The organism is Sphingomonas phyllosphaerae FA2, from assembly GCF_000427645.1.
GTDB classification, from domain to species: domain Bacteria; phylum Pseudomonadota; class Alphaproteobacteria; order Sphingomonadales; family Sphingomonadaceae; genus Sphingomonas; species Sphingomonas phyllosphaerae.
This window is the reverse complement of the sequence record NZ_KE386571.1, coordinates 2,278,937-2,299,274: the sequence shown is the minus strand read 5'-3', so window position 1 is coordinate 2,299,274 and position 20,338 is coordinate 2,278,937. Positions and strand designations below refer to the sequence as shown.

Here is a 20,338-nt window from a genome sequence, read left to right as displayed (position 1 = left end):
TCCTGATGTCGTGACCGGTACGGTTAGATGGCGGCGTTGCGCTGCTGACGAGTTCGTGAAGGAAATCTGGCGAAGCCTCTGTGCAGATCATGTGCAGACGGGTGAAAACGCCGGTGGCCGCCTTCGCGACGGAAGTTCGTTAGGAGCCCAGCATATCTCGCAGCATCGCAAGCCCGGGTTCGCCATGAATGGTCGCGCCGTCGAGCAATGCTATCTCGGCATTGCAGCGATGGGTTGCGCTGCCTTTCCCGCGGATCGCCGATGCGAATGTCTCTTCGCTCATCTGGCTGCGTTTTGCGGCATCGGCGCTGACTGCGCGCGGTATGGCAAAGGCGCCTCCCCGGCCCCGCGGGGTGACAGGAGGCGCCAGGATGGCGCGAGACAGCAGATTGCCGCGATAGCTGGAGAAATCATAAGGCTCTATTATCGGGCGGCCTTCGATCAGATCGACACATTGCTGCATGCCGGTCTGCGCTACCCAGCGCAGGAGTGAGGCGCGAAACCGTGCATGATCGATGATCAACTGATCGTCGGGGCCGGAAAGCGCATTTTGAAACGTCGTCATCGCTCGACGAGCCACCTGCGCCCGCCAATCCTCGATCGAGCGGCCCGCGCTACGCGCGGCCTGCCAATCTTCCTTGGCCTGCATGTAGAAATCCGGATTGCGCTGTTTCAGTTCAGCCACATCGACGAGATGACCGCGGGTCACGTTGTCAAGAACGGTGGCGAGATCGCTATCGACGTCGGAGAAGGCAGGGATGGGGGTCGCCGCAATCTGAGGGTGACCATCGGTCGGCAACGATCCTGCGTTCTGATCCCCGAGGGATGCCGCTCCTTCTAGGAAAGTCTCGCCGTTCGTCTCCGACGCCCTTTCGACCTTGTCGGCCAGCGGCTGATTAAACGGAAACGGACGCTCGCTGCAGGATCGATAGGCGGTTAGAAGGCCGAACAGCATCAAGATGACGAGCGACATGGGTGCTGTAGCATGGGTGTCCTCGGCGGGTGGCAAGCCGAACTGGTGAGCCGCCGCGGAAAACGCCTCGCGTCGTTGCCATGCATCGAAGCGCGCGAAGACTCCGCCTCGCGACTCCCGATTTTTTATCCTCGTGCGCCACCAGCGATAGCCGTCGTCGGAGAAGCTGGCCAAGGTCGTCGGATGATAGTTGTTGAGATAGATAAGGAAGAATTCGACTTTGTGCGTCGAAGGCTTACTAGCGCGGGCAGCCCATTCATACCCGCTGAGCGTGCGCAGATCGTCGAGCAGGCGGGCCCATCGCTTCTGCTGATGTCGAAGTCCCAGCTCGAACCACCGATCTTTGGCACGCTGAAGAATCCAAGCGATCAGTGGCGTCTGGTCAGCGGTGCTGTCTTCGGCGTTCCATTTGAAAAACGCAATCATTCCATCGAGCAGCGGATCGCTGTTGGGTGTACCCTCATAGATCAGCTCGGCCAGAAAGGTTTCGATCGCGTCGGCGTTTGCAACGTCGAGAAGTGCCGGATCGCGTAAGACTCGGCGACCCTGTTCCTCGATCGCTGCCGCGTCGACCTCTGGGATCGTACCCATGACCATGTCGCGAAGCCGATAGATTTCCGTCAGATCGACGTTTTCGTACCGTTCGCTGCCGGCTTCGGACGTGGCGATATCCGAATTTACGACAAGGGTGTCGTGATCGTCGGGAACTTCACTGCCGTCGACCTCGGCAAGCGCAGCATCACGGGCAGTACGGAGCGTTTGAAATGCCTGAGGATCGATTTCGGCTTCCATGGCACGAAGACGATCGGCATAGGCGCGACGGATCGCCTTGCGGTCGGCCCCTGGTGACAGGCCGAGTGTCTTCCACGGGCTCACAGATAGCGCTCGCTTTCCAACTGATCGAGCTGCGTGCTCACCTCGGTGGCTGCCTCGGCGATCGCACGAGGATCCTGGCCTTCAAGCACGCCTTCGAAGTACTTGAGCAGTTCGCCCGCCACCTCTCGTTTCTCGCCAAGGAAGGTTTCGAAGCAGGCTTCGGCACGACCGATGATGGCGCGATTGCGCTCCTGATCGCGTGGCAGGATCTTAAGAGAGGCCAGCGCAGCGCGGCGTTCTTCAATATTGTCGTCGTTGTCTTCATCGTAGATGACAAGCTGATGCGTTTCGCCCGACGCTGGAATCGTGACATCAACCTCGAGCAGCCCGCTGACGTCATAGGTGAAGCGGCAGTCTATTTGGGTGCTGGCGGATTGTGGTGGAACGGGGATATCGACCTCGCGCAACAGGACGTTCGCGATGACGTTACGTGCTTCGCCCTGGTAGATGCCGAACTGGACCTTCGGCTGCATGGGCATCGAGGTTCGGAAGTGTTTCAGTCGACTGGCGGGAAGCACGGTGTTGCGCTCAATGATCGGCGCGAACAAACCCGTGCGTGCATCACCAAATTGATCGACCTCCATAACGTCGATGCCGAGCGAATGCGGACAAACGTCCGTCAGCCGCACCTCGGCGAGATCGGCTTTGCGTTCAACTAGTCCCGCTTGAACCGCGGCGCCCAGCGCGATGGCATGATCGGGATGCAAAGCGGTATTCGGAAAGCGGCCGAACATGCGTGTCACCGTCCGTCGCACCAGCGGCATACGGGTGGCGCCGCCAACCAGCACGATTTCACTCATGGCGTCGGCGCGCACGTTCCCGTCGCTCATCGCACGCAACACCGGGGCGCGAAGTCGCTCGATCAACGGGGCGGCTTCACCGTCGAACATTGCCGCGGTGATTTGAGTGCTGTGCTGCTCACCATTCCAGAGGACGGAAAATGTCGCGCTCTCGCCTTCTGACAGTGCGCGCTTCGTACGCTCTGCGGCAGCACGGGCCTGCTCGGCCAAATGCAGGTCCTCGAAGGCGGCGGGAAGGTTCAGCGCCGAACGTGCAAGGTTCAGGATGACGTCGGTAAAATCCTCGCCGCCCAATCGATTGTCGCCGGCAGAGGCGCGAACTTCCACAATGCCGTCGAAAACCTCGACGATCGACACGTCGAAGGTGCCGCCGCCCAAGTCGAAGACAAGAAACGGCTCGCGATCCTCGCGGTCTGCGATGCCATATGCCAATGCTGCTGCGGTTGGCTCGTTAACCAGCCGCTTGACCTTCAATCCGGCCAACTCGCCGGCACGCCGGGTCGCGCGGCGTTGACGATCGTTGAAGTAGGCCGGAACGGTGATAACCGCGCCCGTCACTTCCTGGCCGCAATGTACTTCGGCGTCGCGCTTAAGATTGCGTAGAACGAGCGACGACAAATCTTCGGGTAGGAAGCGCGTCTTCTGCAGCATGACAGGCTTCGTCGAGCCCATCAGGCGTTTGAAGGTCGTGGCGGTCGAACGTGGATGCGTGGTCTGGCGTTCGCGCGCCGCCACGCCGACCAAAATTTCTTCATCGTCGGTTATACTCACCGCGGATGGCGTGAGAAACTCGCCGAGGGCATTTGGAATCAATTTCGCTTCACCATCATGCCACCATGCCACCGCACTGTTGGTAGTCCCCAGATCGATGCCGACGATCATGCGCACATCCGCTTTCGATATCCGACACTTCCGCTTCATTCTTAAAGGTAAAGCGACTGCCCCTATAAAGTTCCGGCTACGCAGAGATGCGGGTAACATGACCCGACCAATTTGGGTAGGAATGGAAAAGCCGAGTGAAATAGGAAGATTTTGCCTTTCATTTACCGGTGTTTCTCTGCGGAGAGTGTGTCCAGTACGTGGATAGCGAACGCGACTGGCGAGAAGATGGTTTTCAACCGCTCGCGGCGACGCTGAAACGTGATGCTTTCCGGTTTCCCGGGGGGCTCCTCTGACGTCCGTGACCTGGCGATGTGAGTGGTCGGGGAGCACCACGCAGATTACGGCTCAAGGAATTCAGTCAATTCAGCGAGATACTTCGCACGCCTTCAGTATATAAAGTGATGCCAGGGCTCGGCTGCCGACAGAATGATGATGTCGTTCATCGACATTCATTGCGAGAACCTGGGTGTAGAGCGGCCCTGACCAAGCGCATCGGCGGCGGCAATGGCGGAGCGAGCGCCCTCGCTCGACCTGAGCGGCGGATATGGTGCGGTGCTCGCCTAACCGACGGCAACCTGCGCGGTTACGGTGCGGCGGCCTCGTGCCGTCGCGTGTCCGTCAGGCCGAGGCGGTCAATCGCGCCGAACGGTTTCAGGCGGACGCCGCCGCACGAGAGGCCATACGCTCGGCCGATGCGGCCTGGGCCTCGCTGGCAGGCGTGAGGTACCGGCGGCCGAGTGCCTGCGGCGCCGGTTGTAGTGGCCTCTCGATCTACCCGAAAAGCGCCTGCCTCGCTTCGGCCTTCCTGGCCCATCGACATTGGACGAGTTCAACCTTGCGTGTCGCTTGGTCGAGCACGGCGGCCAGATATAGCCAGCTCCCACCAATCGAGATGTAGGTGATGTTGGTCGGCCAGATAAGGTTCGGCTTGGCTGTCACGAGCCATCGTCCCAAAAGATTCGGCGCGATCGGCACTTGTGACGGCCGTCGTTCGTCGAGGGTCACAATCTGCGACCGGCCAAACGCGCGGATGCGATGTCGCGCATCAGCCGTTCGCCCCAACCGCGGCCACACTGATGGCTTTCGGCCCGCAGGGCGGCGCGCATCCTGTGCGACCCGTATCACCCATGATGGGCTCGCTCACCCGGAGTGGACAACGCAACCCGCCGGCAAAGCCGACCAGCGTGGCTGCGGCGTTGGTCGAGGGGCGCTGATACTTGTTGAGCCCGCCCAGTGGACGAGATCGAAACCCGTCACGCTGCTTACGTCGCTCAAATTTGTCGCGGCTGGCTGGTTCAAGTGGCCGCGGAAAAGTGAGGTTTTCCGCGGCCCTGAAACTGGTGGACGCACTTGGGCTCGAACCAAGGACCCGCTGATTAAGAGTCAGCTGCTCTACCAACTGAGCTATGCGTCCATCGATCGTGGGAGAAGCGTTTCCGAAGAACCGCCCCGCGATCGGGAAGCGCGCCTCTAACAGCGCTTCCCGGATTCGCAAACCCCTTTTTTGACTTTTTTCACCAGCGCGACGACTGGCGGCTCGAGATCGAGCGGTCGATGCCCATCAGGATGCCGAGCGAGATCAGCACCGTCATCTGCGCCGATCCGCCAAAACTGACCAACGGCAAGGGGATACCGACCACCGGCGCCAGCCCCATCACCATCATCAGGTTGATGGCCATGTAGAAGAAGATCGTCGTCGCCAGCCCCGCGGCGGCGAGCTTGGCGAAGCGATCCTCGGCGCGAACGCCGACGTTCACGCCCCAGCGAATCACCAGCAGGAAGCCGATGATGAGGAACGCACCGCCCGCCAGCCCCCATTCTTCCGCCATCGTCGCGAAGACGAAGTCGGTATGACCCTCCGGCAGATAGTCGAGATGGCTCTGCGTGCCTTGCAGGAAGCCCTTCCCGAACAGCCCGCCCGAACCGATCGCGATCTTCGACTGGCTGATGTGATAGCCGGTGCCGAGCGGGTCGCTCTCCGGGTCCATGAAGATCAGGATGCGATGGCGTTGATAATCGTGAAGCACATAGTTGAAGGCCAGCGGGATCGCGGTCGCCACCGCCAGTGCGCCGCCGACGAACAGCCGCAGCGGTACGCCGGAGAGAAACATCACCGTCGCGCCGCCCGCACAGATCATCAGCCCGGTGCCCAGATCCGGCTGCGCCATGACGATCAGCGCGGGCATCCCGATCAGCACCGCCGCCGGCCAGATCGCCTGAAAGCGGCGCGTCTCGGCGGCGGGCAGCAGATCGTAGAAGCGCGCGAGCGCCAGCACGATCGCGAGCTTCATCGTTTCCGACGGCTGGATGCGCAGCGGGCCGTAACCTAGCCAGCGCTGGCTGCCGCCGCGCACCGCGCCCAGCAGCTCGACGAGCACCAGCAGGATCAGGAATATGCCATAGATGTAGAAAGCCGACTTCTTCCACCATTCCAGCGGCACGCGCGACAGCGCGATCGAACCGACCATGAAGACAGCGAAGCGCAACCCCTGCGGGATCACCCACGGGCGCAGGCTGCCGCCGGCGGCGGAATAGAGGACGACGAGGCCGAAGCCGCCGATCGCGGTGACGAGCAGCAGCACGCGCCACGGCAGGACCGCGAGCGGGGCTGGGACGAAGCCGCTCATGGTTGCGGGTTCGTGCCCGGGTCGAGCGGCGCGGCGCGGCGCTCGCTGTCGGTCTCAGGCTCGGGCGAGCCGGTGCGGGCGGGGCCGCCGCTGGTGGCGATGTCGCGCGCGGTCGCCTCGGCGCTCGCGTTCGACGCATCGGTCGCCGCCTCCACCGCGGGTGAGTTCGAGGCGGGCACGTCGTCGTCGTCGACCACCGGCGGGGCGGGGGCGTGCGCGGCGCGGTAGGTGGCGCGCTGCGCGGCCATGCGCGTTGCGATGTCGCCGCCCCAGGTCGGCTCGACTTCGGCAAGGCTCTTCATCGCGCGGTCGCGGTCGAACAGATAGGTCATGATGTCGCGGCCGATCATCGGTGTGTCGAGGTTGCGGACGGTATGTCCGTTATGTTCGAGCACCACCGCCGCGGCATAGCGCGGATTGTCAAAGGGCGCGAAGCACACGAACAAGGCGTGGTCGCGCAGTTTGAAGGGCAATTGCCCGTTCTTGAGCACGCCCGAGCGCCGCTCCGCCATCGTGATACGACGGACCTGCGCGGTGCCGGTCTTGGCCGCGATCGAGATGCCGGGCACCAGCATCCGCGCCGCGCCGCCGGTGCCACCATGATTGACCACGCCGTCCATCGCCTCGCGGATGATGCGGAAATGCTCGGGATCGATCGGCAGCATCTCGGCCTGCGGCTTGAACGGATCGCGGATCAGCGACGGCACCAGCCGGCGCCCCGATGCCAGTCGGCTGGCCATTACCGCCAATTGCAGCGGGTTGGAGAGCACATAGCCCTGGCCGATCGAGGCGTTGAGCGAATCGGCGACCTTCCAGTCGGTCTTGTACTTGCGCTGCTTCCACGCGCTGTCGGGGACCGTGCCGTAGCGTTGCGTGGCGAAGGGCAGGTCGAACTTCTGCCCCAGCCCCAGCTCGCGCGCGACCGGGGCGATTTTGTCATACCCGACGCGGCGCACCATTTCGTAGAAATAGATGTCGCAGCTTTGCATGATCGCGTTCTTGAGATCGAGCGGGCCGTGGCCGCCGCGCTTGTGGCAGTGGAACACGCCATTGCCGACGCGCATCGCGCCCGAGCAGAACACGCGCTCGTTCGCGCCGACCCCGGCGGCGAGCAGCGCAAGGCCGTTCATCGGCTTGACGGTCGAGCCCGGGGGATAGAGCCCCTGCGTCACCTTGTTCATCAAGGGCACGTGATCATCCTCGCTCAGCATCTTCCATTCGAGCTGGCTGATGCCTTCGGAGAAGGTGTTGGGATCATACGCCGGCATCGACACCATCGCGAGCATCTCGCCATTGGTGCAGTCGAACACCACCGCCGAGCCCGAGTTGGTGCCGAGCCGCCGCGCCGCATATTCCTGAAGGCCCGCGTCGATCGTCAGCCGCAGCGTGCGGCCAGGCACGTCGGGGCGGGTGGCGAGTTCCTTGACGAGCTTGCCGCGCGCGGTGACTTCGACGCGCTTCGCCCCCGCGGTGCCGCGCAGCAGCGGCTCCATCGTCTTTTCCAGCCCGTCCTTGCCGAGCTTGAACCCCGGCGTGACGTAGAGCGGGTCGCGGGTCTTCTTATATTGCTCGGCGGTCGCCGCGCCGACATAGCCGATCAGATGCGCGACCGCAGGGCCCGCGGGATAATGGCGCGCAAAGCCGCGCGTCGGCGCGACGCCGGGCAGTTCGGGCTGGCGGACCTGCACTGCGGCGAAGCGTTCCCAATCGATGTTCTCGGCGATCTCGACCGGGCGGAAACCGGGGGCGTGCTCCAGCTCGGCATTGATCTGCGCGAGATCCTCGTCGGTGAGGCCGAGCAGTCCGCGCAGATGCGCAAGCACGCGATCCTTGTCTTCCAGCCGGTCGGGGATGACGTCGACGCGAAAATCGGTGCGGTTGCTGGCGATCGGCTGATTGTGGCGGTCGACGATCCAGCCGCGGCGCGGCGGGATCATCGTCATGCTGACGCGGTTGCTTTCGGCGAGCAGGTTGTAATGCTCGTTCTGCGCAATCGCGAGATAACCCATCCGCCCGATCAACAGCGCCCCGAGCCCTGCCTGCCCGGCACCGAGCAGCCAGGCGCGACGCGAGAAGCTGTAGCTCTGCGCCGCCTCGGTCATGATCTTCGGTGCGCGCGGCCTCATAGCGCGCGCCGCAGGTCGATCCACGCGACCAACCGCGCGGCGGCGGGGAAGAGCAACACCGAGGTCATGATCTGGAGCAATAGCACGCTGTCGACATGGGCATCGAGCGGCGTCGCCACCAGTCGGCCGCCGAGCAGCACGAACGCGATCGCCAGCGCGGCGATCGCCCAGCTCTGCTTGAAATCACGCACGCCTGAGCGCGCATCGATCGCATCGACCAAAAAATAGGCCAGCGTCCACAGCAGCATCGCGCTGCCGAGCGGTTGCCCGGAGAGCAGGTCATCGAACAGTCCGAGCAGCGCGGGCGCCCACACGCGCAGCGACAGCGGCGCGAGCAATCGCCACGAAAGCATCAGCAGCAGCCCGACTGGCGGCAACAGTGGCAGCGTCGCGCCCCACGGCAAAATCGTCACCAGCGAGCCGGCCATCACCGTCGCCCACGGCAACAGCCGCGCGCGTCCACGGCCGAGCGGTTCCTCGAAGGGCGGGCGGGCTAGGGGCGTCACGGATCGGGCGTGGGCGTCGGAGTCGGTGTGGGGGCGGGTGAGGTCGTCGGTGGTGGGGGCGGCATGAACGCACGATGGACGATCGCGACATCCAGCGTGTCCGGGCGCACGAACGGCCGCGCCGGGGCGCTGTCGGTGCCGTCGCGAAGCACGCGCGCGACGGGGACGCCGGGGACGAACATCCCGCCGGTGCCGGAGGTAACGAAGATGTCGCCAGGGCGGAACTTGCCGTCGGCGGTGTCGATGGTGCGGATGTCGATCAGCCCGTCGCCGCGCCCGGCCGCCAGCGCGGGTCGGCCGTCGCGCGAGCGGCGGACCGGCACGACGCTTTCGGCGTCGGTGACGAGCAACACGCGCGCCGTATTCGGGCCGGTGTAGAGGACGCGTCCGATCAGCCCCTCCGGCCCCTGGACGGGCTGCCCTTCGGCGACACCCTGCCACGTCCCGGCGTTCAACAGGCCGTAGCGGCGCGTACTCGACGCGCTGGTGCTGACGATCCGCGCGGTGGCGACCACCTGCGGGTTCTGATCGCGCAAGGCGAGCAGCGCGCGCAGCCGGACGTTTTCCAGCCGCGCCTGACGCCCGACGAGCAAGGCTCCGCGTGCGCGTTCCAGCCGTGCGCGCAGCTCGGCGTTCTCGTCATGGACGCGCCACCACGTCCCGATCTCCTCCGGCACCGTGGCGAGGGTGCGGACGATTGCGGCGCTGGCAGTGGAGATGGGGGCGGTCACCTCGGCAAGCGCGGCGCGCGCCATCGCGAAGGCCGCGGGATTGAAGGTGGACAGCGCAAGCAGCACCGCCCCCACCACCGCCCCGGCGATGCCGAGGATGTAGGTGACGAACAGTCCATATTGCGCGCGCCGCGAAAAGCCCGGACGCCGATCCCGCGACGGCGCCATTGCCGTCACCTCCCGCCTTCAGATTATGTGGTTACCTGCCAGTCCAAGTCCTTCCGTTCGTCCTGAGGAAAGGCTGAGCCTGTCGAAGCCTTGTCTCGAAGGGGCCGCGCCGGGCGATGCTTCGAGACGGTGTTTCGGCAGGCTCAACACCTCCTCAGCACGAACGGAGCTTCGGTTACCCGTTCTGCAACACCGCGCGGAACAGCGGATCCTCCAGCGCGCGGCCGGTGCCGATCGCAACGCAGATCAGCGGTTCGTCCGCCACCGTCACCGGTAGCCCGGTTTCGTCGCGGAGCACCTCGTCCAGCCCGTGGAGAAGCGCGCCGCCGCCGGTCAGCACGATGCCCTGATCGACGATATCCGCCGCGAGTTCGGGGGCGGTATTCTCCAGCGCGATCCGCACGCCGTCGACGATCGCCGCGACCGGCTCGCTGACCGCCTCCGCGATCTGCGCCTGCGTGATCTGGATTTCCTTCGGTACGCCGTTCACCAGATCGCGTCCCTTGATGAAGACGGTCTTGCCGATGCCATCGGCGGGCGGCTTGGCGCAGCCCAATTCCTGCTTGATCCGCTCTGCGGTCGCCTCGCCGATCAGCAGATTGTGGTTGCGGCGCACGTAGCTGACGATCGCCTCGTCCATCTTATCGCCGCCGACGCGCACCGACGTTGTGTAGGCAAGCCCGCGCAACGAGAGGACCGCGACCTCGGTCGTACCGCCGCCGATATCGACGACCATCGAGCCGACCGGCTCGGTCACCGGCATGTCGGCCCCGATCGCCGCCGCCATCGGCTCCTCGATCAGATACACCGCGCTGGCGCCGGCGTTCTGCGCGGCGTCGCGGATCGCACGACGCTCCACCTTGGTCGAGCCCGAAGGGACGCAGATCACGATCTCCGGCCAGCGCATAAAGCGGCGACGCCCGTGCACCTTCTCGATGAAATATTTGATCATCTGCTCGGCGACGTCGATGTCGGCGATCACGCCGTCGCGCAGCGGACGAATCGCCTCGATCGAGCCGGGCGTCTTGCCCATCATCAGCTTGGCGTCTTCACCGACTGCCTTCACGCGCTTGACGCCGTTGATCGTCTCAACCGCCACCACTGACGGCTCGTTGAGCACGATGCCGCGGCCGCGCACATAGACGACCGTGTTCGCGGTTCCGAGATCGATCGCCATGTCGTGCGAGGTCATCTTGAACAGGCGCGAGAATATCATTGACGTTGTCGTCCGTGTATTTGTCGCCGGATAGGGGGCGCCGGCAGTGATCGTCCAAGTCCGCGCATCCCGCAGGAATCATGCTGGCGATGGTATCTGCGGGGTCGCGGGATGCCGCGGCTTGGTCTAGGTGTTGCCGCGTGTCAATACGCCGTCTCCCCTCGCATCTGGTCAACCGTATCGCCGCCGGTGAAGTGGTGGAAAGACCAGCCAGCGCGTTAAAGGAGCTGGTCGAGAATGCGATCGATTCCGGCGCGACCCGGATCGCGGTGGTGCTGGCCGCCGGCGGGGTCGAGCGGATCGAGGTCGCCGACGACGGCTGCGGGATGGCCCCCGAGGAAATCGCGCTGGCGCTGGAACGGCACGCCACTTCCAAGCTGCCCGACGAGGATATCGACCGGGTGGCGACGCTGGGCTTTCGCGGCGAGGCGCTGCCGTCGATCGCCTCGGTCGCGCGGCTGACGATCGAGAGCCGGCCGGCGGGCGCGGAGGGCTGGGCGCGCACGGTCGACAATGGCGTGCTGGAGCGTGACGCCCCGGCCGCGCTGCCGCCGGGCACGCGCGTCGTGGTCGAGGCGCTGTTCGCGCAGGTGCCCGCACGGCGCAAGTTCCTGCGTTCGGCGCGATCGGAATATGCCGCCTGCCTCGATGTCGTACGGCGGCTGGCGATGGCGCGGCCCGACATCGCCTTCTCGCTCGAACATGACGGCCGACGCGCCTTGTCGGTCGCCGCCGCGGAGAGCCGTCCCGCACGCGTCGCGGCGCTGACCGATCGCGCGCTGGTCGACAATTCGGTGGCGATCGATCTGGAACGCGACGGGCATGTGCTGGGCGGCGTGGCGGGGTTGCCGACCTTCCACCGCGGGGTGGCGGATCATCAATATCTGTTCGTCAACGGTCGCCCGGTGCGCGACCGGCTGCTGATCGGCGCGATCCGTGGTGCCTATGCCGAGATGATGCCGCGCGACCGCCATGCGGTGGTGGCGCTGTTCCTAGACGTGCCGCCGAGCGAGGTCGACGTGAACGTCCACCCTGCCAAGACCGAGGTGCGCTTCCGCGATCCGGCGCTGGTGCGCGGGATGATCGTGTCAGGGCTCCGCCGCGCGCTGGATGCGGCGGGGCACCGGGTGGCGCATTCGGCGCCGGCGGATATCATGGCGATGTGGGTGCCGGAACATCAAAGCCCCCGCCCCTCCGGGGAGGGGGTTGGGGGAGGGGCGTTGTTTGGCGGGCCGTTCGAACCTCACGCCCCCACCCCAACCCCTCCCCCGATGGGGGAGGGGCTACGGCTGAACGACCAGCGGCCGACCTTCTTCGCCGCGCCGCCGGCCGCACGCGGCGTCCCCAACTGGACGCCACCGCCCGCGACGACCGACTTCCCGCTCGGCGTCGCGCGTGGGCAGGTGGCCAAGACTTATATCGTCGCCGAGGCGGAAGACGGGCTGGTGCTGGTCGACCAGCATGCCGCGCACGAGCGGCTGGTGCTGGAACGGATGCGCGCGGCACTGGCCGGCGGGCGCGTCGCGTCGCAGGCGCTGCTGATCCCCGAGGTGGTCGAACTGGATGAGCCGGCATGCGACCGGCTGGAGGCGCGCGTCGCCGAGCTGGCGGAATTCGGGCTGGAGCTGGAGCGGTTCGGCGCCCGCGCGATGCTGGTGCGCGCCACCCCGGCGTTGCTCGGCAGTGGTGATCCGAAGGGGCTGGTCACGGACCTCGCCGACGAGCTGGCCGCCTATGACGAGGCGCTGAGCCTTCGCGAGCGGCTCGATGCGATCGCCGGCACGATGGCGTGCCACGGCTCGGTGCGAGCGGGGCGCGTGCTGTCGCCCGCCGAGATGAACGCGCTGCTCCGCGAGATGGAAGTCACCCCGCATTCCGGACAATGCAACCACGGCCGCCCGACGTGGGTGAAGCTTGATATGAAAAGCGTCGCGAAGCTGTTCGGGCGATCATAGCGCTCTGCCACTGCCGTCATCCGGCGCCGTGCGCGTGTTGGCATCCTCTGCGTCGCCCGCCCGCTCAGCCCTGATCCTTATAGGCGAGCTGGAGGATGCCCCAATGAGCGCCGTTGACGTTGATCGAGGCGATCACCTGCTTCAGCAGGATCACGCTGCCGTCTGCGGCGAGGCGGCGATACGCCTTCAGGCAGAACGGCTTGGTGATCCGCACCTGTTGTTCGGTATCGGCGAAGTCGAAGAAGACGCCCGCACGCGAATATTCGGTGTTCCAGCTACGTTGCCCGGGGCGCTGCGGCAACGAGCGCTCGGGCATCGCCACCGCGCCAAAACAGCGCCGATCGGTGAAGCTCATCCCGAAGAAGCCGGGGAGGGCGCGTGCCGCCTCCTGCTGCGGGCGGGCGAGTGCGGTGATCGTCGTCATCGCGGGGTGCGTGAATAGCGGAGGATCGGTACCCTCAACCCGCTTGTAGGCGTCGCCGAGGATCGCGGACTGCTCGAGCGTTCCGGCTGCGACGGCCTGCGCCAGCCCGTCGGACACCTGCTGCGCGGCGGCGACCGCGAAGTGGATATAGGGACGATCCGGTGTGTCGGCGTCGCTTTCGGCCAGCAACTGGAGCAAGGCGTTGGTGTCGTCGCTGACCGAGGTCAGCCGCGTCGACAGCCGTTGCAGCCCCGAGGCGTTGTCGCTCGACGTCGTCGATAATTGCCCGAGCCCGGTCTTCACCTCGACCACCGCCGACAGCATCGAGCCGATCCGCCGCACCACGCTGTCGCTGTTGCGCTCCAGCCCGTCCATCAGCCCGCGCAATTGCGCGACCAGTGCCTTGACTTCGTGCGTGCCCTGGTGCGCCGAGCGCGCCTTCGTCACCCCCTGATCGACGCGCCCAAGCATCGCGTCGGCCTGCGTGGTCAGCGCCTCGATCGAGGTGTTGATGCGCGAGGTCGCGGCGGCGGTTTCCGACGCCAGCTTCTTGACCTCGCCTGCCACCACCGAAAAGCCGCGCCCGGCGTTGCCCGCGCGCGCCGCCTCGATCGTCGCGTTCAGCGCCAGCAGGTTGGTCTGTTTGGCGATCGCGTCGATCGTGGCGGTCACGCGCCCGACGTCCTCCAGCGCCGAGGTGAAGGCGCCAAGGCTGTCGTGGATGCGACTGACCTGCGCGATCAGGTCGACCACATCCCCCATCGCCGCATCGATCTGGACATGCGAACTGGCCAGCAATCCGTGCGCGCCGGTCGTTGCCCCCGACGCCTCCCGCGCGGCATCGGCGACGTTCTCGACGTCGTCGGTCAGCCGGTTGGTCTGCGCGCCGACGCTCTCGATCGTGCGTGCCTGCGCGGTAACGCGGGTCGCCAGTTCGGAGATGTCCGCCTGCAGGTCCAGCGTTCGGATGCCGAGTTCGCCCGCGACCCGCGATGCCCCGGTAATTGTTTGATCGAGCGTCAAAATCACCACCTCCAGTGCCGGCGATAGCGGGGGATGGTTAACGATTGATCGAGACCGTCACGGCCCGGCGCGTTGTCGGCACGCCAAGGCCCGGTGCGGGCGCGCCAATGGCATCGATGGTCCTGCGGCGACGTGCAGCGGATTGCGCGCGACCGGCGTTCGTTTACACATCGCGCGATGACCCACGACGACCATGCCCATCGATGAGCGAGCCCGAATCCGCGTTGACGGCGCTGGGGTTTAACCAGCTCGAATCAACAGTTTATTGTGAGCTGCTGCGGCAGTCGCCGGCCACGGGGTACCGTTTGGCGCAACGGATCGGCCGCGCGCCGGCCAACGTCTATCAGGCACTCAACGCGCTCAGCCAAAAGGGCGCGGTGCTGGACGAGAGCGACAGCGGCGACGCGGCCACATACGTTCCGGTCCCCCCCGCGCAGCTGCTCGCCAGCTTGCGCAGCGGGTTCGACGAGCGGATCGGCTCGGCGCTCACGCTGCTGCAATCGGTTCATGCGCCGCCCCCCGAGGAAACGCTGTCGCGGCTGCGCACCGTGCCGCAAACGATCGAGCGCGCGCGCGCGATGCTGGCGAGCGTGCAGCAGACGGTGATGCTCGACATGATGCCGCCGCTGTATGATCTCTTCCAGGCTGACTTGCAGGCGGCGCAGGCGCGCGGCGTGCAGGTCGCGGGCATCGCGTATCGGCCCGAGGACGTCACCCCGACCATGCCGTACAAGGGGCAGCCGCCCGCCGAGGTGGTGGCGCGCTGGCCGGGGCTCGGCATGATCCTGGTCACCGACGCCTCCGAGATGCTGCTGGCGCAGCTCCGGCTGGAACCGGCGCACGTCCTGAACGCGGTCTATACCGACAGCCGGTTCCTGAGCTGCGTCATGCACGGCCTGTTGCAGACCGATATCCGGCTGGTGGCGCTGCGCAGCGAGAGCCCGGAGGCGGTGCCGCCATCGCCGCTCGACGCCTTGGAGCTACGCCGCGCGCAGCCGCCGGGGCTGGCGGCGCTGATCGCCCGCTAATTGCGAGCGGCGGCGGCATCGGGCAGTCGTGGAGTAAGTTCCTGCCCAAGGCGAAGTCGCTGATGGATGCGCGGCGAGTGAGGAAGAAAGTCGGTTCGGTCGTGCAAAGCGCCCGACTCGCTATCGCGTTGGACGGACGCCGGAAAGAAACCGGCATGTTCGCGCAAAATCGACGCTGTTGCTGGCGCACCCGACAGGATTCGAACCTGTGGCCTCTGCCTTCGGAGGGCAGCGCAAGGACACCCACTAACTGTAAGCCGCTGTAAACTCGTCCCTTTAAATGCTCCGTAATTCGTATAATCCGGTATTTAGCCCCGGCGCAAGTGAGTGGGTGTGTCAGGGCTGTGTCAGGCAGGTAGAGTACAGAACGCGAACCTGTGCCCCCCTCGCATTACACCAAATCATCAACTTAGCGCTTGCGTGCCGATCCCACTGCTACATGCAGTTGTTGCACCATAGCTTTGGCAACCATACCGCAGTATGCTACACGATGAGGCTACCGACTGCTTTTTCAAGCGAAGGTATAATGTAAATACCAAGGCATTGGTGCGGGATAACGAAACAGTTTTCAAGCTACCCGCTAGAGTCGAAAGTCGCTCTGACCGCACCATTGCATCACCTAGCCATGCGACTTGATTCCTGCTCGAATGCTCATTGCGCGCGCCCCCGGTGAGCTGATCTTCCTCTGTAATGAGGATTCTTTGGTCGGCTCATAACCCTCGCGACCCTTTCAAATTGCTCTGAGTTGTCAGCAAATACGGCAGGTAAATTTAGATAGGCAACGTCGAAGTTGGCAACGTGCCAAGCCGACTCAAGGTAGTCACGGAACTTGGTTGTCTTATGATATCTATCTGCAATTTCCAATGATGCTGCTCTCGCTGAGATAAAATCCCTTTTTTCCTCATCAAGGATGGGGGTATCCGTCGACATAGCGTCGAGGAACGAGAACGAGCCCATCCAGAATCTTATGTGATACAATCCGACCGACGTCGCGCGGTACTGAAAACTTCTTGGCGGCACATCCTCAGGAACTTTGACCTCGCGATAGTGTGAGTAGGGTGTCTCAATCAACTTTGTTAACGCCAGCCGTCGAACCGCGGTATTAAACTGCGCTTCATTGAAGCCGAGGCGAGCGGCTTCCTCATAAATATTCTCGCCGGCTACAAATCCATCTTGGTCACGACTTCCTAAGCCAGATGCTAAATACGCCACAAGTAGAGAATGGATGAAGTGCTCACGCTGATCGGCGGCAGATATGTCAAAGACGTTGCACGCTACTACCGAGGATGCTGGATTGTAGTACGTGTACTCCCCCAACAAGGCGTGCTTTGTGAATTCATGAAGCGGTACGACATAGTCGTGCGTCTCTTCTTCAATCTGAATTATCTTTTTAGCATCGACGTTTGGGCTTCCACAAAACGTCGTAATTAGCTCGATAACGCCGCGCGTATTTCCACCAGTGACATTGCTCAAAAATTGCCGAATATGATTGTTAACACGAATCGATCTCAATGTCGCTCTCAGATAGGACACGATGCTGCCGAGATTCAATCGAATCTCATCAAGTGACGCGGGAGATACCTTACCTTCTGCCACGCGAAGCGCGAACGTCAGCCGCTTCTCAATCACCACATCAGCAGGAGGAGGCGATATAGTAAGTATCTTGTTCTGATATGCCGCTAACGTGCCGCCTAACTTAGACTGATAAAATGTACTTGGCCGCAGTGCTACAAATACGAACATACTTCGGGTAGCCGCCAACTCCTGAGCAATCAAGAACGCTTCCTGCTGTATTTCAGCGGATCGCTGATCGGCATTATCAATCACAAGAATGAGTCGGCGACCCATGCCGCGCGAGAGGTACGAGAGAACCGCATGTAAATGCTGGTCTCTTTGCTCGGTTCTCTTCAACAAATATCTCGATCTAGCTTGCGCAAGTTCGGCAGGAAGGTCTTTGAGGCTTACTGCTTCAACGCTTTTATCCCACCTTTTTAGATCGTCGTGATAAACGGTTCTTACAAAATCGCTCTCGTATATATCAATGGAGTAATCTTTGTACAAGCTATCGGGGATGTTAGTTAAGACGAAGTCTTTTAGGCCATTAGCTAAGTTAGCTTTTTTGCCAAGATTAATGTTAATGATATATGAGTCGCTCGTATCGTTCAGATGAAGAAAGAGGTTCTCGAAGAACGAGGTTTTTCCAACCCCTACGTCTCCAATTACGACAATAGGTTTCGATCCTGCGTTCCTAAGAAAGCTCGGAGATAATTTGCCTGATGAGCTCGCCGAGTCCAGCGCACTTGGCGCTACCGTATCTCCACTAACTCGATTGTAGCGATTTGCAATAATCTGCTTACTTAGAAGCAAATGCCTGTTGTTTGCCTCAATCGGTACGTAGCACTCCCTGTAGAAGTCCCGACGCAAATCAGGATTATCCTCAATTTCTTCTAGAAGGAATGAGCCGATGTCCCGCAACTCATTTTGCAGTCCGTCCCTATAACGATGACGATTAGGTTCGGGAATCGAGTTTGAGCACTTAGGCGGAAGACGAGGATTTCGGTGCTGCGATAAAAGTCGAAATGCTCTATTTTCCGAAATCCCTTCGGGGCTTAGTAAAGTCCATAGCAGAGGAAAATCCTTAATGTATTCATCAAAGCCATTGAAGAGATAGAATTCTCCCTTAAGAGGCTCCTGATGCATTGTGATAGCTTGGAAGATTGCCAGCTGAGGTCCGTTGCAGACAATTGCAATAGGAGCGCCTTTAACGACGCAATATGGCAGAACCTGATGAACCACATCCTCGAAGTTCTTTGACGCTAATAGAGCGGACTCAATGGACCTTACCTTTTTCGGGTTGCCGGAGGGAAGTACCTCCCATACCTTTGACTCGCGCTTAGCTTCGAGAACCGCTTGTGCGGGGGTTCCAAATACGTAGTCCGCCCTTCCTCCAAGAACGTCTGCTTCTTCAACTCTAACGTTAGGGCGCTCCCATCCGAGAACTTCGGTAATCAAGCGATCAATAAAGAGAAAGCGGTTGGTCGCTTCGTTCCAGTGCTGGCTGTCAGGCGGAAACTGCCCAATAATCGCCTTCAATCGGGCGAGCCCCTCTGCCATTTCAAACGGAGCGTGCATTTGTTCCCCTTCGCCGGCGTTTCCCGGAACGATGGTTTCATCCGCACTGCCACGTCAAGACACAACAGGGTCTGGGTTCGGAAAGGGAAGGGGGCTCGCTAAGACCGCCGCAGGTAAATCTGACCTGCGTCACTCAACGCGCGTTTTTCTTAGGTATACCTATCCGAGACAGCGGTGTGAGACGCGTACGGCGTCTCAATAGGGTTGACTCCGTCGCAATGAGACGACTAGATCGCATCATCTAGAGTCTATTGAGACAAGGTGCGGTCATGCTGGTAGGTTACGCAAGGGTGTCATCGGCGGGGCAATCGTTGGACGTTCAGTTCGACGCCCTCAAAACTGCCGGATGCGAAAAGCTGTTTGCGGAGAAGGAAAGCGGGACCAGCACCGACAACCGCAAGGCGCTGGCCGACGCGCTGGATTTCATTCGGGACGGTGACATACTCCTAGTCAGTCGAATTGACCGTCTGGCGCGATCCGTTGGCGATTTAGAAACGATTGTCGCGACCATCAAGCGCAAGGGCGCGTACCTGAAAGCCATCGAGCAGCCTATCGACACGTCGTCACCGGCGGGCGTGGCCTTCCTACAGATGCTCGGTGTATTTGCGCAGTTTGAAACCGCGATCCGCAAGGAGCGTCAGGCGGAAGGGATCGCCAAGGCAAAGGCAGATGGGCGTTATAAGGGCCGCAAGCCTACGGTGGATGCGGGTGCGGTGCGCGCGCTCAAAGCCGAAGGCGTGCGCCCGGTCGATATCGCCACTAAGCTCGGCATCGCTCGCGCCAGTGTGTATCGTGCGCTGGCAGAGGCTTAGACTTCGAAAGTGCCGGTGCGCGGCGCATCATCGCTGCGTGATGGCAGGTTGGCACTTGTCGGCGGAGGTACAGGCACAAATTGCTGTCAGGATGCGCGCGCCAGCGTCTCGAATGCGAAAAGGCCCCTTCATACCTCGCAGGGGCCTTTCGTCGCTGTGGCGCTGATTATAGCAATGTTTTGCCGGTGTAGTTGGGTGATTTCACCGATTGGCGCGTGCGGCGTTAGACGCTTCGATCCATTCGCGTAGTGCGGTGAGCTTTTGCAAATCTACTATACCGCCGATGCGATACCCCCTAGGCATAGCTCTTACTTCGTGAAGAGGGCAGCTTGCGCATCCGCAAGCAGCGTTCTGTTCTAGCTCCGTCCCTGCGGATAGAGGATCGTAATTACAATCTTTACACTTGAGCCGAATTGCTTGTTTGTAGGTCATTATTCAATCTTTCATATATTTCTCCATACTGGCTGATCTTCCTCATGAAGGGCAGCGGATTTGGGTGAGAACCTATATAGCAGCATTTTGGGGTGCCTCAACCGCTAGTGATTATATTAGTGATGCCCTTCCTTCGAACGTTCTTAGAATGATCTATTAGAAGGTAATCTCATCTTCTTTTTGTGAGGATTGGACTATCGCTGGAATCATCCCGGTTTGACGTGGTCGCTATTTCGGGTCGGATCGCTAAGGCGTCAGGGCAGGCGCTAGGAAGGCCAACAGCGCTCGCCGCCAATCATAGCGGCGCGCAGCAAGGGGGGGGCTTTCTTGAATGTCCTAGCGGTGCAGTGCGGTGTTTCGCGTGCCGCCATACAAAGGGTGCAGAAGCGGGCCGCATAGCCGAGCTACCAGTTGCAGCCCGCACCCGTTTAATTCATCACGTCAGCGCAGTTCCGCAGATTCGGACTGTGGGGCGTCGTAACCCCGAGGGAAATCAGCCGGTCGTAGCTTCATCGCTGTGGCCGGGTGGCATGTGCGTATGTCCAGCCGGTGACGGTAAAGGCACATGCGCCTGTGGGATTTCTCCGGGTTACGAACACCCGGCTTATCGCCGGGCACGCCTCCTAA

General features: G+C 62.4%; 12 protein-coding genes and 1 tRNA gene. 3 read left to right on the top strand and 10 right to left on the bottom strand.

Annotation, left to right across the window (positions count from 1 at the left end; genetic code table 11):
- Positions 1–139: 139 nt before the first annotated feature.
- The 8 genes from SPHPH_RS0111105 to SPHPH_RS0111065 form a co-directional block, all read right to left on the bottom strand.
- Entirely contained in the window at positions 140–1,849 is a 1,710-nt protein-coding gene (locus SPHPH_RS0111105; protein WP_156025983.1) for a hypothetical protein, read from the bottom strand.
- Positions 1,846–3,531 carry an Hsp70 family protein gene (locus SPHPH_RS0111100; protein WP_028966757.1) on the bottom strand — a complete coding sequence of 562 codons (1,686 nt, stop codon included), beginning with the start codon at positions 3,529–3,531 and terminating at the stop codon, positions 1,846–1,848. The genes SPHPH_RS0111105 and SPHPH_RS0111100 overlap by 4 nt, the downstream gene beginning before the upstream one ends.
- A gap of 1,338 nt (positions 3,532–4,869) precedes the next feature.
- Positions 4,870–4,945, bottom strand: a tRNA-Lys gene (locus SPHPH_RS0111090).
- A gap of 100 nt (positions 4,946–5,045) precedes the next feature.
- Positions 5,046–6,158, bottom strand: coding sequence for a rod shape-determining protein RodA (gene rodA, locus SPHPH_RS0111085; protein WP_028966755.1), 1,113 nt, complete (start codon positions 6,156–6,158; stop codon positions 5,046–5,048).
- Entirely contained in the window at positions 6,155–8,284 is a 2,130-nt protein-coding gene (gene mrdA / locus SPHPH_RS19515; RefSeq protein ID WP_037488464.1) for a penicillin-binding protein 2, read from the bottom strand. The genes rodA and mrdA overlap by 4 nt, the downstream gene beginning before the upstream one ends.
- On the bottom strand, positions 8,281–8,790 hold the full coding sequence (locus SPHPH_RS0111075) for a hypothetical protein (protein ID WP_028966754.1): 510 nt from the start codon (positions 8,788–8,790) through the stop codon (positions 8,281–8,283). Before SPHPH_RS0111075 ends, mrdA begins: the two co-directional genes overlap by 4 nt.
- Complete coding sequence (gene mreC, locus SPHPH_RS0111070; RefSeq protein WP_028966753.1) at positions 8,787–9,689, bottom strand: rod shape-determining protein MreC; 903 nt, start codon at positions 9,687–9,689, stop codon at positions 8,787–8,789. The genes SPHPH_RS0111075 and mreC overlap by 4 nt, the downstream gene beginning before the upstream one ends.
- Before the next feature lie 175 nt (positions 9,690–9,864).
- The gene (locus tag SPHPH_RS0111065; protein ID WP_028966752.1) at positions 9,865–10,905 is read right to left on the bottom strand and encodes a rod shape-determining protein; all 1,041 of its coding nucleotides are present in this window, start codon (positions 10,903–10,905) and stop codon (positions 9,865–9,867) included.
- Between the two features lie 140 nt (positions 10,906–11,045).
- Here SPHPH_RS0111065 and mutL point away from each other — a divergent pair, with 140 nt between their 5' ends.
- On the top strand, positions 11,046–12,860 hold the full coding sequence (mutL, locus tag SPHPH_RS0111060) for a DNA mismatch repair endonuclease MutL (RefSeq protein WP_028966751.1): 1,815 nt from the start codon (positions 11,046–11,048) through the stop codon (positions 12,858–12,860).
- Between the two features lie 64 nt (positions 12,861–12,924).
- Here the strand turns inward: mutL and SPHPH_RS0111055 are convergent, their stop codons facing one another.
- Positions 12,925–14,307, bottom strand: coding sequence for a methyl-accepting chemotaxis protein (locus SPHPH_RS0111055; protein ID WP_028966750.1), 1,383 nt, complete (start codon positions 14,305–14,307; stop codon positions 12,925–12,927).
- 203 nt (positions 14,308–14,510) lie between these two features.
- On the opposite strand from SPHPH_RS0111055, the gene SPHPH_RS19510 reads away from it, so the two are divergent.
- Positions 14,511–15,335, top strand: a complete 825-nt coding sequence (locus SPHPH_RS19510; protein ID WP_051272969.1) for a TrmB family transcriptional regulator — start codon at positions 14,511–14,513, stop codon at positions 15,333–15,335.
- Positions 15,336–15,986: 651 nt separating this feature from the next.
- Here the strand turns inward: SPHPH_RS19510 and SPHPH_RS20805 are convergent.
- Positions 15,987–18,467 carry a hypothetical protein gene (locus tag SPHPH_RS20805; protein ID WP_081668603.1) on the bottom strand — a complete coding sequence of 827 codons (2,481 nt, stop codon included), beginning with the start codon at positions 18,465–18,467 and terminating at the stop codon, positions 15,987–15,989.
- A gap of 311 nt (positions 18,468–18,778) precedes the next feature.
- On the opposite strand from SPHPH_RS20805, the gene SPHPH_RS0111045 reads away from it, so the two are divergent.
- Positions 18,779–19,279: a recombinase family protein gene (locus tag SPHPH_RS0111045; RefSeq protein WP_420329290.1), complete on the top strand. Its 501-nt coding sequence runs from the start codon at positions 18,779–18,781 to the stop codon at positions 19,277–19,279.
- Positions 19,280–20,338 lie beyond the last annotated feature (1,059 nt).